This is a genomic window from Pseudarthrobacter sp. Pseusp20 (assembly GCF_059492155.1).
The window spans coordinates 1,207,982-1,222,643 of the sequence record NZ_CP168521.1 but is presented as its reverse complement, the minus strand read 5'-3'; the positions used below and the strand labels follow the sequence as shown (position 1 = coordinate 1,222,643).

13 protein-coding genes are annotated in these 14,662 nt (G+C 66.0%); 6 read left to right on the top strand and 7 right to left on the bottom strand.

Translation table 11 applies throughout. From position 1 onward, the window contains the following. Positions 1-59: 59 nt before the first annotated feature. Positions 60-1,088: an L-idonate 5-dehydrogenase gene (locus tag ACEN9K_RS05795; RefSeq protein ID WP_223993961.1), complete on the bottom strand. Its 1,029-nt coding sequence runs from the start codon at positions 1,086-1,088 to the stop codon at positions 60-62. Next, positions 1,085-2,482 carry an MFS transporter gene (locus ACEN9K_RS05790; RefSeq protein ID WP_495635336.1) on the bottom strand — a complete coding sequence of 466 codons (1,398 nt, stop codon included), beginning with the start codon at positions 2,480-2,482 and terminating at the stop codon, positions 1,085-1,087. Before ACEN9K_RS05790 ends, ACEN9K_RS05795 begins: the two co-directional genes overlap by 4 nt. A 185-nt stretch (positions 2,483-2,667) precedes the next feature. On the opposite strand from ACEN9K_RS05790, the gene ACEN9K_RS05785 reads away from it, so the two are divergent. Beyond that, positions 2,668-3,393, top strand: coding sequence for a GntR family transcriptional regulator (locus tag ACEN9K_RS05785; protein WP_056389338.1), 726 nt, complete (start codon positions 2,668-2,670; stop codon positions 3,391-3,393). Positions 3,394-3,471: 78 nt separating this feature from the next. On the opposite strand, the gene ACEN9K_RS05780 is transcribed toward ACEN9K_RS05785, so the two are convergent. Further along, a complete protein-coding gene (locus ACEN9K_RS05780; RefSeq protein WP_018771390.1) occupies positions 3,472-3,735 on the bottom strand; it encodes a hypothetical protein in 264 nt (87 codons plus the stop codon). Between the two features lie 335 nt (positions 3,736-4,070). Between ACEN9K_RS05780 and ACEN9K_RS05775 the strand changes: the two genes are divergently transcribed. After that, positions 4,071-7,718: a TM0106 family RecB-like putative nuclease gene (locus ACEN9K_RS05775; protein ID WP_495635335.1), complete on the top strand. Its 3,648-nt coding sequence runs from the start codon at positions 4,071-4,073 to the stop codon at positions 7,716-7,718. A 54-nt stretch (positions 7,719-7,772) separates the two neighbouring features. Here ACEN9K_RS05775 and ACEN9K_RS05770 read toward each other — a convergent pair whose 3' ends face one another. The 3 genes from ACEN9K_RS05770 to ACEN9K_RS05760 all read right to left on the bottom strand — a co-directional run bounded on the left by ACEN9K_RS05770 (position 7,773) and on the right by ACEN9K_RS05760 (position 10,457). After that, on the bottom strand, positions 7,773-8,087 hold the full coding sequence (locus tag ACEN9K_RS05770; protein WP_018771392.1) for an acylphosphatase: 315 nt from the start codon (positions 8,085-8,087) through the stop codon (positions 7,773-7,775). Positions 8,088-8,192: 105 nt separating this feature from the next. Beyond that, entirely contained in the window at positions 8,193-9,134 is a 942-nt protein-coding gene (locus ACEN9K_RS05765) for a pullulanase X25 domain-containing protein (RefSeq protein WP_018771393.1), read from the bottom strand. A 261-nt stretch (positions 9,135-9,395) separates the two neighbouring features. Further along, complete coding sequence (locus ACEN9K_RS05760) at positions 9,396-10,457, bottom strand: adenosine deaminase (protein WP_018771394.1); 1,062 nt, start codon at positions 10,455-10,457, stop codon at positions 9,396-9,398. A 312-nt stretch (positions 10,458-10,769) separates the two neighbouring features. Between ACEN9K_RS05760 and ACEN9K_RS05755 the strand changes: the two genes are divergently transcribed. After that, positions 10,770-11,411 (top strand): LysM peptidoglycan-binding domain-containing protein, encoded by a 642-nt coding sequence (locus ACEN9K_RS05755; RefSeq protein WP_026266094.1) that lies wholly within the window; start codon positions 10,770-10,772, stop codon positions 11,409-11,411. 182 nt (positions 11,412-11,593) lie between these two features. On the opposite strand, the gene ACEN9K_RS05750 is transcribed toward ACEN9K_RS05755, so the two are convergent. Next, entirely contained in the window at positions 11,594-12,181 is a 588-nt protein-coding gene (locus ACEN9K_RS05750; RefSeq protein WP_018771396.1) for a hypothetical protein, read from the bottom strand. Between the two features lie 156 nt (positions 12,182-12,337). Between ACEN9K_RS05750 and ACEN9K_RS05745 the strand changes: the two genes are divergently transcribed. The 3 genes from ACEN9K_RS05745 to ACEN9K_RS05735 all read left to right on the top strand — a co-directional run bounded on the left by ACEN9K_RS05745 (position 12,338) and on the right by ACEN9K_RS05735 (position 14,587). Next, positions 12,338-13,258, top strand: coding sequence for an MSMEG_6728 family protein (locus ACEN9K_RS05745; RefSeq protein ID WP_018771397.1), 921 nt, complete (start codon positions 12,338-12,340; stop codon positions 13,256-13,258). Between the two features lie 3 nt (positions 13,259-13,261). After that, positions 13,262-14,122, top strand: coding sequence for an SDR family oxidoreductase (locus ACEN9K_RS05740; RefSeq protein ID WP_026266095.1), 861 nt, complete (start codon positions 13,262-13,264; stop codon positions 14,120-14,122). A 69-nt stretch (positions 14,123-14,191) separates the two neighbouring features. Beyond that, the gene (locus ACEN9K_RS05735) at positions 14,192-14,587 is read left to right on the top strand and encodes a DUF1622 domain-containing protein (RefSeq protein ID WP_018771399.1); all 396 of its coding nucleotides are present in this window, start codon (positions 14,192-14,194) and stop codon (positions 14,585-14,587) included. Positions 14,588-14,662 lie beyond the last annotated feature (75 nt).

Sequence of the window (14,662 nt, the reverse complement as noted above, 5' to 3'; positions counted from 1 at the left end):
AAGTGCCCGCTGTGAGGGTTCAGAACGGGCACTTACCGCTGTTTTGGTGGGGGTGGGTGTCAGTCCGAGCTGAGGCGGAGCATGACCTTGCTGCTGCCGGCCGCGGGGTCCGCGGCCGTTTGCATGGCTTGCGCCGCGTCCTCGATGGCGAACTTGTGGGTGATGATGGGCGAGACGTCCAGGCCGTCCTTCATGGCCTGCAAGGCATCGGTGATTTCATCCACGAACCTGTAGGACCCTATCCAGGTGATTTCCCGGGTGACCAGGTCCCCCAGCGCGGAGGCCGCAGGGGTGCCGGGCAGGTTGCCCACCTGGACGACGGTGCCGCCGCGGGCCGTGGCGTGCAGGACTCCGCCCAAAACGGCAGGGATCCCGGTGGCCTCGAAGACGAGCTCCATGTCCGTGGGGAGCGCAGTGTCCGAGACGTTCAGTACCTCGTCTGCGCCCATGGCCTTGGCAATCCGCAGGGACGCGTCGCTGATGTCGGTGGCAATCACGGTCCGGGCTCCGGCGTACTTGGCGGCCGCCGTGACCAGCGACCCGATGGGCCCGGCACCGTTGACCAGCACGTCCCGGCCTTGCAGGCTGCCGGCGCGGCTGACGGCATGCATGGCGACGGCGAGCGGCTCCGCCAGTGCCCCACGGAGGGTGTCCACCCCGTCCGGAAGCGGCCGGACCTGGAATGCCTTGGCGAGTTTCCGTTCGCTGAACCCACCGTCGGTGTGGGGGTCGAACGCCGCCGAGCCGAAGTAGCGGATCTGCGGGTAGAGGTTGGTCCTGCCCCGGAGCCGCTCCGGCAGCGCGCCGTCCCCCACCAGTTCGGCGGGATGCACCGTGACGGGCTGGCCCACTTCGAGATGTTCGACGCCGGCGCCCAGCTTGGCGATCCGGCCCGCCACCTCGTGCCCCAGGACGAGCGGTGACTTCAGCGCCGCGGTACCCGACGCTCCGTGGCGCCAGTACGAAAGGTCGCTGCCGCAAATGCCGCCCCATTCGACGTCGAGCACTACCTCTCCGGGCCCGGCGACGGGCTCGGGCCGGTCATCGATGCGGAGGTCGTTGGCACCGTGGACGACGACTGCCTTCATACTGCGTCCTCCAGGCGGACCATGTCGCGGCCGCGGACCTCGGGGCCAACAGCTGCGGAGACCAGGGTGATCAGCGAGTAGCCGATGACCATGGCGGCGAGCGGCCACCAGTGTCCGGTGACTGCGGTAAGCATTGCCGCCAGCAGCGGGCCGATGGCTGTGGCCAGGATGCCGCCGATCTCCTTGGCGAGCGCCAGTTGCGTGAAGCGGGTGCGGGCACCGAAGAACTCGGCCATGGTGACGCTTTCCATGGCGAAGAGGCTCAGCACGCCCAGGTTCAGGCCGATGACCATGGCGATGGTGATAAGCGCCGAATTGCCGCTGGTGATCATGAGCATCATCGGGATGGCGTAGAGGGCAGTGAGGGCGCTGAGCACCAGGTACAGGGGGCGGCGGCCGAAGCGGTCACCAAGGAGGCCAATCAAGGGGATGGTGACGAAGCCGAGGATCGAGCCGTACATGATCGCGTTGGTGCCCACGCTCTTGTCCGTCATCAGGACGGTGGCCAGGTAGCCCACCAGGAAGGTCTGCACCAGTCCGGAGTTGCCGGCCTGGCCAAAGCGCAGGCCCAGTGCGATCAGGAACGCCTTGCCCTTCTTCTGGTGCAGGGCAGCTTCGATGGTGCTGGTTCCCGCGAGTTCGGGGGCCTTTGCGGCTGCGCTCTTGATCTTGTCCTTGGTGAGTGCCACGCCGTCAACCACGTCGGCACGCTGTTCGAAGACCGGGCTTTCCTTGATGGAGCGGCGGATCCAGACGGCGAACAGCATGATCACGAAGCTGGCAAGGAACGGGACGCGCCAGCCCCAGCTCAGCAGGTCCTCCTGCGAAAGGGAACTGACCAGGATGGCCCACAATGCCGAGGCGCCCAGGGTTCCGGAGTTGGTGCCCAGGCAGACCAGGGAAGAGATGATGCCGCGTCGGCGAGCCGAAGCGAACTCCGCCAGCATCACCGTGGCACCCGCGATTTCCGCGCCGGCCCCGAAACCCTGGATGAGGCGCAGGGCCACCAGGAGGATGGGTGCCCAGATGCCCACCATGGCGTAGGTGGGAAGTACGCCGATCAGGGTGGTGGAGGCACCCATCAGGGCGATGGTGATGTACAGGACCTTCTTGCGGCCGATGCGGTCGCCCATGCGGCCGAAGTAGACAGCACCGAAGAGGCGGGCAACGTACCCCACGCCGTAGGTGGCCATCGCGGCGATCAGGCCGATGACGGGGCTGACGTCCGGGAAGAAGATCTTGTTGAAGACGATGGCGGCTGCCAGGGAGTACAGCTGGAAGTCCATGAATTCCATGGCCGTGCCAAGCCAGCCGGAGACGGCCACCTTTGCGAGGTCGCGGGTGTTCCGGGCTTCAACCTTGCTGCTGGTAGGCGGTGCAATGCTTTCGGTCATCAGTTGCTCCTTTGCAGGTGATGCTGTCTAGGGGGAGGAAAAACGTTGAAGGGGATTGAACAGCGGAAAGCTGTGGACTGCCCGGCCGGGCCCCTCGGATGGGCATCAGTGAACCGGCAGCACTTCGATTTCTACTACCATACAAGCACTACCATTCTAGTGTGTCAACGGGCTAGACTAATGGCATGGCAACGGACAAAAGAGGTGCTTCCCCCCGGCTTTCGGTGCGCGACCAAACCCTCGAGACGCTCCGCAGCAGGATCATCTCGCTGCAACTCCCGCCGGGCGAGCCCCTATCCGAGAACGAGCTGGCGCAGGAGCTGGGCGTCAGCCGCACGCCGGTACGCGAGAGCCTCATCCTGCTCCGCGAGGAAGGACTGGTGCAGGTCTTTCCCCAGATCGGCTCGTTCGTCTCGCTGGTGGACCTGGCGCGGGTCTCCGAAGCGCAGTTCATCCGCGAAGCCATCGAGTGCGCGTCGCTCCGGGATCTCGCCGTGGACGCGGAAGGCATCGGCGTCCTGCGGGGTATTCTCAAGGCGCAGTCGGATGCTGACGCCAGCGGCGACGTGGAGGAATTCTTCCGGCTGGACGAGGATTTCCACCGGGAACTCCTGCGCCTGGCCGGACACGAATCCGCCTGGAGTGCGGTCAACTCCGCCAAGGCACACCTGGACCGGGCGCGCCGGATGAGCCTGCTGGACACCCGGCCCGTTTCCACCTTGATCGAGCAGCACACGGCCGTGGTGGACGCACTGGAAGCCAACGACCTTTCCGATGCGGACAGCCGCCTGCGCCTTCACCTTCGCGCCGTCTTCGAGGACGTCCAGCGCATCCAGGAATCCACCCCGGAGCTGTTCTCCGACGCCGCCGCCCGGCGTCCTTCACGGCGGAGCGTTGCCCGCCTGACTTAAGTCACCCAAGGTGTGCGGCCGACGACGGCGGGAAGTCCCGCCGTCGCGCGCGCCCTGGTCAGGCTGGCTGATCAGGAGCTAATCAGGAAGGCATGCCTCCATCGAGCCGTAGTGCAAGTGCGCACCGCCTTGGACGAATTGCCCGAAATTGGGTGCGTCTTCGTCATCAGCCAGGTCCTTGAAGTAGTTCACGTCAAGCTCCCCTGCCTGCGCCTGGGTGGAAACAATAATTCCGACGCAACTGGCGGCGTCGTTGGTTGCCTGGGCCGGAGCGGCGCTCCCAGCGAGGATGGACAGCCCGGCGAGGCTGAAGATGGCAGCGCGGCGAAGAAGGACAGTCATGACTGGAACCGTTTCTGGGATATGGGATTTCCGTTAGCTGCCGGCGGCGGCCAAGGCCCGCAGCAGCCGATAGGGCCGGTTGGTTGCCCCCAGATCGCAGACCCAAACGCGGCGCCGGAGTTGGATGGGCGCCTTCTTCATCTCCCGGCCAGGCGCTTGTGGCGGCTGCCCGCACTGAAAGGGTACTGCTGCGGGACTCCGGCGTCCACGGAAATTCCAACCACCCAAATGGGCTAACCAATTACCCACGGTGCCTGTTTGTCAGTCCGTCTTGCTAGGTTTGATTCCAGGCCAGGGAAACCGTCTCCGGGCCCGCAAACAGTTGGGGAGGCCCCGTGTTTCTGCTGGACGCTGCCGGTCATCATGCCGGATCCGCTGCGCCGTCGGACCTGGTCTTCTCCGCCAGCGACCTTGTGGCAGCTTCCGAGTGTGAGTACCGCACGCTGCGAATCCTGGACGAAAAGCTGGGGCGTACTCCCAAGGCAGAGTTCCCGGTCGATGAGATGCAGAAGCGCGCCGGCGAACTGGGCGACCGGCATGAACAGACCGTGCTGGCCAGCCTGGTGGCCAAGTACGGCCAATGGGACGCGGGCCGCGGGTCCGGCGTCTACTCACTGGACCGCGGCCAAAACCTCCGGGGCGAGCTTCAGGCGAAACACGCAGAGACCGAACTTGCCCTGCGGTCCGGGGCGGACGTCGTGTTCCAGGCCACCTTCTTCGACGGCGAGTTCCTTGGTTACGCGGATTTCCTGGTCAATGAGGCGGCAGGCACCGGGAACCCCGGCCGGTACGAGGTCTGGGACACCAAACTTGCCCGGCACGCCAAGGTGGGGGCCCTGCTGCAGCTGGCTGCCTACGGCGACCAGCTCCTCGGGATGGGGCTGGATCCCTCCCCCGCCGTCACGCTGGTCCTCGGCACCCGCGTCGGCGACGATTGGCTGCGGAGCAGCCATTCCCTGCCGGACCTGCTGCCCGTTTTCCGTGAACGACGGCGGCGCTTCCGCCAACTCACAGCCACCCACCGGGCGGCCGATGGTCCCGTCCAGTGGCAGCAGCCCGGCGTCGTGCATTGCGGGCGCTGCGACTACTGCGCCGAGCAGGTGAAGTTGCACAGGGATCTGCTGATGGTGGCGGGCATGTCCGTGGTCCAGCGACGGAAACTTCATGCTGCGAAGATCACCAGCATCGATGAACTGGCAGCCATGCCGGCCGGCGAAGCCAGGAACTCCGTGGCCCGGCTCCGCGCCCAGGCGAGGATGCAGCTGGGCCTGGACCAGCCCGCAGGCTCGAGGACATTTACCAAGGATGGCCAGCCGCACACGGTCTCCTACACGGTCCTTCCGGACAACACCATCGGATCGCTGCCCGCCCCCAGTGCCGGGGACATCTTCTTCGACTTCGAGGGCGATCCGCTGTGGCAGGACCCGGCCACCGGCGCGTGGGGCATTGAGTACCTCTTTGGCGTCATCGAGGCCCCGGTGCCTGGTGCGGAAGGCGATCCCGTCTTCCGCCCGTTCTGGGCGCACTCCCGTTCCGGGGAGCGCCGCGCCTTCCTGGACTTCCTGGACTACGTGGAAAAGCGGCGTGCCCGGTACCCGGACATGCACGTTTACCACTACGCCCCGTACGAAAAGACCGCGCTGCGGAACCTTTCGCTTGCGCACCAGGCGGGCGAGGACACGGTGGATGACTGGCTCCGGCAGGGGCTGCTGGTGGACCTGTACGCCACGGTGCGGCATTCCCTTCGGATCTCGGAGGCGTCGTACTCCATCAAGAAGCTTGAACCGCTGTACATGGGAGACAACCTCCGGTCCGGGGAAGTCAAGGACGCCGGCGCTTCGGTGGTGGCCTACGCCGCCTATTGTGCCGCCCGCGATGAAGGGCGGCAGGACGAGGCCGACACCATCCTGGCGTCGATTTCCGACTACAACCGGTACGACTGCCTCTCCACCCTTCGGCTGCGTGACTGGTTGCTTCGAATCGCTTCCGTGGCCCGTGCGGACGCCCAAGCGTCAGGGGACGCCCCTGCGGCGGCTGCTTTGACCGTTGCTCCCCCGACAGATCCCGCAGTCGACGGACGCCAGGATGCACAGGACGAAACCGCCGAAGAACGTCGGCTCCGCGAGTATCTTGCCGGCCTGCCGGACAACCGCCCGTGGACTGACGACGAGCGTGCCATCGCCATGGTTGCGGCAGCCACCGGATATCACCGGCGTGAGCGCAAGCAGTTCTGGTGGCAACACTTCGACCGGGTCGAGGCGCCGCTGGAAAACTGGTCCGACCAACGCAACGTGTTCGTTGTATCGTCAGCGGAAGTCGTCTCGGACTGGGCGTTGGCCAAGCCCCGGGAACGGATGCAAACCCGCGTCCTGAAGCTCCGAGGCACCATGACGGAGGGCTCCGATTTCCGCGCCGACTCCAACTGGTGCCGGCTGTACGACGCCCCGGGACCTGATGGCATGACCGCCCCGGACGCTGCCCCGGGGACCAGGGCCTACTCCTTCGGGACCAGGATCAGCGAACTGGAGCCGGCACCGGACAGCCCGGAACACTTCGTGACCATTGCCGAGCGGGAGACCGGGAAAGTTCGCGCCTATCCGCACCTTCCGGTGGCACTCACGGAGGACCAGCCCCTGGCCACCGCCAGCATTGAAGCAGCCATCGCGGACATCGCCAGCGCTGTCGGGGCTTCGGTGCCGTCCCTCCCCGCGCAACCGGGCCTGGACATCCTGCGCAAGTTGCCGCCGCGGTTCCACTCGCTGCCAGGGCCGGCGGACGTCCGGCATGGCGACGATGGTTCAGCCGATTACGCGCCGGCCATCACCGAATCTTTGCGGGACCTGGACCACTCCTATCTGGCCGTCCAGGGTCCGCCAGGGACAGGCAAAACCTACGTTGGTGCCCATGTCATCGGCAGGCTGGTGGCCGAGGGCTGGAAGGTCGGGGTGGTTGCCCAGTCCCACAACGTGGTGGAAAACCTGCTCTGCCGGGCAATCGAAACCGGCGGAGTGGACCCCCAGGTGGTGGGCAAGAAACTGGCCGCACCCCATCCTGTCCCCTGGAACCTCACCTCAGAAGGCGACGTGTCCCGCCTGCTGGCATCCCCGGGCGGATGCCTGGTGGGCGGCACCGCCTGGACCATGACCGGCAAGGAAGTCCCCGCCGGGTCCCTCGATCTCCTGGTCATTGACGAGGCCGGGCAGTTCTCGCTGGCCAACACCCTGGCGGTCAGCGTCGCGGGTACGCGGCTGCTCCTGCTTGGCGATCCCCAGCAGCTCCCGCAAGTCACCCAGGGCGCGCACCCGGAACCAGTGGACCAGTCCGCGCTTGGCTGGCTCGCGGCCGGCCACGCCACCCTTCCCGTAAGCCTGGGCTACTTCCTCGCCGATACCTGGCGGATGCATCCGGACCTGTGCCGGGCAGTGTCGAACCTCAGCTACGAGGGAAGGCTGGCATCGGCTCCGGCCGCGTCCCTTCGCGAACTGGAGGTCCTGGCGCCCGGGGTGGAGACGGTGTTCGTCAACCACACCGGCAACGCCACCGCGTCAAAAGAAGAAGCTGCAGAAGTGGTAAGCCAGGCCCGCCGGCACCTTGGCCTGAAATGGACCTGCGGCCCGGAGACCGAATCCCGCCCCCTCGGGCAGCAGGACCTGCTGGTGGTGGCCGCCTACAACGCCCAGGTCCACCTGATCCGCAGGCACCTGGCGGAGGCCGGACTGCCCGATGTCCGGGTGGGCACCGTGGACAAGTTCCAGGGCCAGGAAGCTCCCGTGGTGCTGGTCTCCATGGCATGCTCGGCCGTGTCAGAGGCTCCGCGGGGAGCGGAGTTCCTGCTCAACCGGAACCGCATCAACGTGGCGGTGTCCCGCGGCCAGTGGCGCGCGGTCATCATCCGTTCCCCCGACCTCACCAGCTACATGCCGCACAAGCCCGCGGGGCTGGAGGAACTCGGGGCCTTCATCGGGCTTAGTCCGCGGGATTAGCGCGGGACAGGCCCCCTGACGGCGCCGCGGGAACGTCGCTGCCGCGGGAGCGGCTCAGTGCGCCCGGAAGCCCCGGAATTGACCGGAGGCTTCGGACATCGATGCCTCCACGTTGTCCACCCGGCCCGGCGTGCGGCCGGATTTGAGCCACTCCAGGAGCTGGCGCACCTTCGGCTCGGGCCCCTCGGCCACCACGGAAACCGAACCGTCGTCGAGGTTCTTCACTTCGCCGGAAAGTCCAAGGTCCTCAGCCTGGCCCATGGTCCGGAAGCGGAAGCCCACAGCCTGCACCATGCCGGACACGCGCGCGTCCAGCCGGATATTGGCCTGCGCCGGGTTTTCCTGCGCGGGCCCTGCGTGCCTACCCATGGTGGACCTCCTCGTCCGCAGCTTGCCGTCCCGGCCGGGCCGCGCTACCTGTCACCGTTGTTTGGAAACGACAGTCAGCGCGGCCCGGCCGGGCGGATGCATCCCTTAGTTGATGGTGATGTCGCGGGTGGCGTGGTTGTAGCGGATGGTCACCTTGCCGCCGGCGTGGTGCAACTCGTGGTTGGGACCGTCGAACGTGCCGAAGGCACCGTAGTTCTCAGTCCAGGATCGGTTGAGGGCGATCTTGAAGGTGTAGAACCCGGCGGGAAGCTCGGCGCTCTTCTTCCACAGCTGGTCCAGGAAATCGAATTCCATCTGCGCTTCGTCGTACTGCGGTGCCCAGTTCTCCGGGGCACCCAGGATGGTGTTGAAGTCACCAGCCAAGGCCACAGCTTCGGGCTGCGGAAGGGTTTCAACGTCCGGGCCCTCGAACGGCTCGGTGGCGGCGGAGGTCTCGGCAGCGGGGGCTGCTGCTGCCTTGTCCTTGGCCGAAGCCTTGCCCTTGCGTACTGCCTTCACTACGGGTTCGACGGCGTCTTCGATCGCCTTGGCTGCCTTGCCCACCGCCGAGGCGGCCTTCTTCGCGGGAGCCTTCCTGGCGGTCTTCTTCGGAGCCTCCTCCTTGGCCGGAACCTCCAGCGTCGCCGCGGCGGCGGAGACCGGGCGGACAAAGCCTTCGGGAGCCGTGGGAACGGGAGTATCGGCAGGGACGGGAGTGCCGGCGTCGAGCGCTGCGGCGAAGGAATCAGCGTCGGGGAAGGCGACGGTAGCGCGCATGCCGTCCTCGGTGATGGTCCAGCCCGAGCGGCCCTTGATCAGCCAGCCGGCCTTGACCAGCTTGGCGGTGGCGGAGGTGAGGGTCTTGTGGCCGCGCGGGATTCCGCCGCTGAGAAGTTCTGCCTCATGCTCGTTGAACGGCACGCGGGCAGTTGCTTCCGCCAGGACCTGGCCTGCATTCAGTGCATCGCCGGACCACACGCCTTCGGTCAGGACATCGAGCACGGTCTTGAGTCGAAGGTAGGTGTTTTCTGCGGTGGACTTGGCCATGATTCCCCTTATATAAAAGCGATCGGTCTTAGGCATCTTGCCAACAGCCGATTAAATCGCGCGACTTTAATTGGTAAATTCTGCGTGTCGTGACCGACTATGAAGCGGATAGTGCCGCAAGTGAGGCGGAGGTCTCGGGTAAGGGCTGTCTGCATAACCCTCGAGTGCTGGCATGGATGCTGCCCTGCACTCCCCAGACACGCCTGCGGCACTTAGTTTACCGGGCAGAAAGACCGGCTGTTGCCCCCGACACAGCAGCGGTCAGTCGGACACTTCCCTGCCGTTCAATTCCGCCAGCAGCTCCGCTTTCCGCTCCTCTGACGCGAACGAGGAATGGATGGAGTTCGCTGCAAGGCGTGCCCTGTCGAAATCAGAGAGTTCAAACACCGAAGTCAGCTGCGCAAAGTTGTCATCCACGTAGCCGCCGAAGTAGGCGGGATCGTCTGAGTTGACCGAGACGTTGAGTCCGGCGGCCAGCATCGCGGGCAACGGATGGTCGGCCAGGGTGTCCACGGCACGGAGCCGGACGTTGGACAGGGGACAGACCGTCAGGGGAATGCGTTCGTCCACCAGGCGCTCCACCAGGTCGGGGTCATCCATGCAGCGGATGCCGTGGTCGATCCGCTCCACGCCCAGGAGGTCCAGGGCTTCGATGATGTACGACGCCGGGCCCTCCTCCCCCGCGTGCGCCGTCAACCGCAGGCCTGCTTCACGCGCCTTCGCGTACAGCCGCTCAAACTTGGACGGCGGGTTTCCCACTTCGGCCGAATCCAGGCCGATGGCACCGATGGGCGCATTCATGGCCAGCAGCCGGCCGAGGACTTCCAGCGCGGAGTCCTCCGGCAGGTCCCGGAGGAATGCCGCGATCAGGATGGTGGAGATACCGTATTCCTCCTCCGAGGTCGCCAGCACCGATGCCACACCCCTGACGCACGCCTCAAGGGGAATGCCGCGGGAGAGGTGCGCCTGCGGGTCCATCATGATTTCCGCGTGCCGGACCCCGGCGGCAGCAGCCCGCTCCAGGTAGGCCCGGGTCATGTCCGCAAAGTCCTGCTCGGTTCGCAGCACCGCCATGTTGGCGTAGTAGAGGTCAAGGAAGGACTGCAGATCCGTGAACTCATACTTCTCGCGGAGTTCGTCCAGACCGGAATACGGCAGCGCAATACCGTTGCGCTCGGCCAAGGCAAAGATGAGCTCGGGCTGCAGCGTGCCCTCGATGTGCAGGTGCAGTTCTGCCACCGGGAGGGGCTTGGCAGGGGCTGCGGGTTCCGCAGGGTCCGTTTCGGTTTCGGGCATGGTGCTGCCGCCGGCAAAGTTGTCCATCCGGTCAGGATAGTGCCCCTCCCGGTTTTGCGCCTGCCCGGGACTTCGACGCCTTAAAGACCGCCGGCTCCCCGCAGATGCACTGCACCTACCCGACACCCCTGCTGGAATCTCGATTTGATAACGCCCAAGCGATGTCCTAGCGTGAAATGCATGCCCGCCCGGCGGGCTCTTTGATTGCCCGGTGCTGCCTCCACCAGAACTGCCCAGCGGCAGCCACCGACAGTGACCTCTATTTGTCAGGGGCGGGCAGTGGCGCGACGATCTCCGGGGACGGAACCAGCGCTGGTGGCCTTCAGGAGCATCACCATCATGAAAAACACCAAATTCCGTACTGCCGCACGCCGTGGAGTCACCCTGGCCGCCGTCTCCGCGGCAGGTTTGGCCCTCTCAGCCACGGCGGCCAACGCAGCCACCCCGACCTCCACCTGGGATGCACTCGCCCAGTGCGAGAGCGGCGGCAATTGGTCCATCAACACCGGTAACGGCTTCTCCGGCGGCCTGCAGTTTACCTCCAGCACCTGGGCCGCTTACGGCGGAACCGGCTCCCCCGCGGATGCCACCCGTGAACAGCAGATCGCGGTAGCGGAGCGGGTCCAGGCCTCCCAGGGTTGGGGTGCCTGGCCCTCCTGCGCGTCCCAGCTCGGCCTGAGCGGTGGCGGCGGAGCCCCGGTCCAGAGCGCGCCCGTCCAGGCTGCTCCCACGCAGAGCGTCCAGGTTCAAAGTGCCCCGGCTCAAAGTGCTCCGGTTAAGCAGGCACCGGCGCCGCGGCATGCTACGTCGGTTGCCCTTAGCGGCGAGACCTACACGCTTCAGGCCGGGGATACCTTGAGCATTGTTGCCGACAAGCTGGGCATCCAGGGCGGCTGGCAGCATCTTGCCGACGCCAACCTGGACACCATTTCGGATCCGAACCTCGTGTTCGAGGGACAGGTTATCCAGCTTCCCGCGTAACGCCTGAGGCGGCATCACCAGCGGCCCCCTGGCCGCCCGCCTTTTGGAAGGCGACACAGACAGGTCGGCGATAGACAAATTCCGTTGACCAAAAGACGACGCCGGCACACCCCCACAAGGGATGTGCCGGCGTCGTTCTTTTAATTCCCGGGCCGCTGCCGGAGTCGGCAGGGAACCGCCGGTCAGCTGGCCGGCAGTTCGCGGACGATCCGCACCTTCCAGGCGGAGTCGTCGCTGGTGTCCAGCAGGGCAACCGTGCCGTGCGCAAGGTTCAGGGCGACACGCTTGACGGCCAGCAACTCCAGGTAGAGGTGCTCGTTCATGCGGCTGGGGGTGTCGATCATGTATTTCACGGCGTCGCGCACCTTGCGGTAGTTGGCGCTGCGTTCGCGGTGCATGTGCAGTTCCAGGGCGGAGCGCTGCTTGAGCCGCGGTTCGTGCCGGTTGAGCAGCGTCACTGCTGCGTGGACCGCAACGACCAGGGCGAGTGAGACTCCGTAGATCCACACGCCGCTGGACAGCAGGAACAGGGGCAGGTTGCCAATGGCCACAAGCGCGATGACCACGCGAAGGGCGGCGATCCGCCGGACCGTCCTGGCCACGGTGGCCATGCCGTCGCGGAACCGGTGCTGGTCCTTGCGCGCGGCGGCGGGATCGATGGTGAACTCGTCGAGGACCAGGATTCCCTGGGCTTCCGGGGCCAGCATCTGCCCGAAACGGGGCAGGGCGGTGCGGGCGTGGGCGACTGCTTTGTCAGGTGTAGATGTCATGAGAGAGCTTCCGAAACGCGGTTGGGGTTGCGGTGATCTTAGTGGTTTAACCTGAACGTCGTATGCATGCGTCCACTATTTGGACATTAACCTCTCCGCGATGTGGCCGTTGGCACAGCAATTGGCACTTCCGCCGGGGACCGTCAGACTGAATGGATGCAAACCTTCCTCCCGTACCCTGACTTCCGCCAAAGCGCCAAAGCCCTGGACACTGCACGGCTGGGCAAGCAGCGGGTTGAAGCGCTGCAGACCCTCCGCGCCCTGGTGATTCCCGGGTACGGTTGGCAGACCCACCCCGCGATCCGCATGTGGATGGGCCACGTGCCGGCCCTCACCATGTATGGGCTGGCGATGGTGGACGAATGGATCGAACGTGGCCACCCGGACAACACCCGGGCGAACATCGCCGAGTTTGCGCCGCAGGCTGCCCATCCGGACTACGCCGCCAAGATCATCCTGCCGCCCTGGCTCGGGGACCCCGACTTCCACCTGAGCCACCGTTCCAAGCTGGTGCACAAGGAACCGAAGTTCTACACGTCCGTTTTCCCGGACGCCATTCCGGACATGGACTACGTCTGGCCCGAACCCCGGCACGAATTCCTGCCGCAGGAACCGGAGGGGGACATTCTCTGGATCCTGCGGGAGCCGCATGACGACGTCGACCCCCAGTCGCTCAGGACCGTTGCGCTTCCGCCGGTGAACCGGAGCGCTGCTGCCGCGGCCGCGATGTCGGCCGGAGATGACGGTTACTCCCCTGTCTACGTGGACGACGGGTCCCGCCGGCCGTCACGGGCGCCCAGGAAGGCGCCCCCGAAGCCTCAGGAGAAGAAGCCCACCCGCAAGCGCGCGGCGCAGGAGGAGGCGTTCCGGACCCTCCCGGGGAAGACGCCGGTTGCGGTTCCGTTCGAGAACGGAGCCAGGTTCGCCGTGGGACAGGTCGTGGGGCGCCCCATCACCCTCGATGACGGCCGCTTTGGCAGGAATTTCGAGGTCATGGAGATCATTGACCGCTCCGCGTTCGCGTACCCGGCGCTGTTGCAGGATCCGCGCGTGTTCTTCCCGGTTGAGGCGCCGTAGGCCGTGACGATTCTTTTGGCAGGGTGCGGCGACCTGGGTACCGAAGCGGGGCTCAGGTTCGCTGCGTCGGGGCACAGGGTTGTGGGCTGGCGCCGGTCCCCTGCGAAGCTTCCGGCAGCCATTGAAGGTGCTGCGGCGGACCTGGGCTCGCCCAAACTGCCGCCAGTCCCTGCGGACACCACCGCCGTCGTCATTGCCGTCGCTGCCGATTCCCCCTCGGAAGAGGCATACCGGACGGCGTATGTACGTGGTGTGGCACATGTCCTGGATGCGCTCGAACGTGACGGCGTGCACCCGGACCGGGTGTTATTTGTTTCCTCCACGGCCGTCTACGGCGATGCGGGTGGCGGCTGGGTGGACGAATCCACGGCGCCGGATCCGGGCGGCTTCTCCGGACGGGTGCTGGTGGAAGCCGAGGATCTCCTGCACAACAGGCTTGCGGGAACCGGGACCACCGGTATTGCGCTCAGGCTGGGAGGCATCTACGGGCCGGACCGGACGCGGCTGATTGACCAGGTGAAGACAGGCTCGGCCGTGGTTCCCGAGGACGTGCGCTACACCAACCGGATCCACCGTGACGATGCAGCGGCCGCCATTGTGCACCTTGCCACCATGGAGGCTGCGCCCGCGCCGGCATATATCGGCGTGGATGATGAGCCGGCCGAGCTGGGTTCCGTGTTGCGGTTCCTTGCAGCCGAACTTGGGCTTCCAGAACCCCGGGTGGGTGACGCCGGTCCCGCTCGTGGAGGCAACAAGCGTTGCCGTAACCACCTGCTCCGAAGCACCGGGTTCACCTTCACGTTTCCCACGTTCCGGGAAGGGTACAGGGACGTCATAGCAGGGAACGGCATCCGCCATCCGTGACGAAGGCCGCCGTCCAATGGGTTACAGCCAGGTTGGCCGCGGGATGCCTGGCCCGAGCTAAGGCGGGGCATGGAATTTCGGCAGGTCATTGAGGCAGTTGGGCAGCTTGTCGACTTTGCGGGAGTCGCGGTGATGGTGATCGGGGCCGTGGTGTCCCTCCCGCTGGCGATCCGTGGCCATCAGCCGCACCAGCTTCCACCGGGGGCGGGGAAGCTGGGTTTCTACCGGTCCTACCGCCAGTTGCTGGGCCGGTCCATCCTGCTGGGCCTTGAACTGCTCGTCGCCGCCGACATCATCCGCACCGTTGCCGTCACACCCACGTTCGCCAGCGTTGGGGTGCTGGCCATCATCGTGCTGATCAGGACGTTCCTCAGCTTCTCCCTGGAATTGGAAATCACGGGGCGCTGGCCCTGGCAAAAGGAGCCGGCCGCGGCCCGTACCGGCTCCGCCGCCGCCCCACGCTGAGCACCCGGGGTTGGGTTTTCCACATAGGGGTTTTGGGGGCTCTTGAGTGTCGGTGGTGGCTGGCAGAGTTGGGTT

Bases quoted from the DNA above. Each gene is read 5' to 3' on its own strand.
- ACEN9K_RS05795 (WP_223993961.1), bottom strand. From the start codon at position 1,088: ATGAAGGCAGTCGTCGTCCACGGTGCCAACGACCTCCGCATCGATGAC.
- ACEN9K_RS05790 (WP_495635336.1), bottom strand. From the start codon at position 2,482: ATGACCGAAAGCATTGCACCGCCTACCAGCAGCAAGGTTGAAGCCCGG.
- ACEN9K_RS05785 (WP_056389338.1), top strand. From the start codon at position 2,668: ATGGCAACGGACAAAAGAGGTGCTTCCCCCCGGCTTTCGGTGCGCGAC.
- ACEN9K_RS05780 (WP_018771390.1), bottom strand. From the start codon at position 3,735: ATGACTGTCCTTCTTCGCCGCGCTGCCATCTTCAGCCTCGCCGGGCTG.
- ACEN9K_RS05770 (WP_018771392.1), bottom strand. From the start codon at position 8,087: ATGGGTAGGCACGCAGGGCCCGCGCAGGAAAACCCGGCGCAGGCCAAT.
- ACEN9K_RS05765 (WP_018771393.1), bottom strand. From the start codon at position 9,134: ATGGCCAAGTCCACCGCAGAAAACACCTACCTTCGACTCAAGACCGTG.
- ACEN9K_RS05760 (WP_018771394.1), bottom strand. From the start codon at position 10,457: ATGGACAACTTTGCCGGCGGCAGCACCATGCCCGAAACCGAAACGGAC.
- ACEN9K_RS05755 (WP_026266094.1), top strand. From the start codon at position 10,770: ATGAAAAACACCAAATTCCGTACTGCCGCACGCCGTGGAGTCACCCTG.
- ACEN9K_RS05750 (WP_018771396.1), bottom strand. From the start codon at position 12,181: ATGACATCTACACCTGACAAAGCAGTCGCCCACGCCCGCACCGCCCTG.
- ACEN9K_RS05745 (WP_018771397.1), top strand. From the start codon at position 12,338: ATGCAAACCTTCCTCCCGTACCCTGACTTCCGCCAAAGCGCCAAAGCC.
- ACEN9K_RS05735 (WP_018771399.1), top strand. From the start codon at position 14,192: ATGGAATTTCGGCAGGTCATTGAGGCAGTTGGGCAGCTTGTCGACTTT.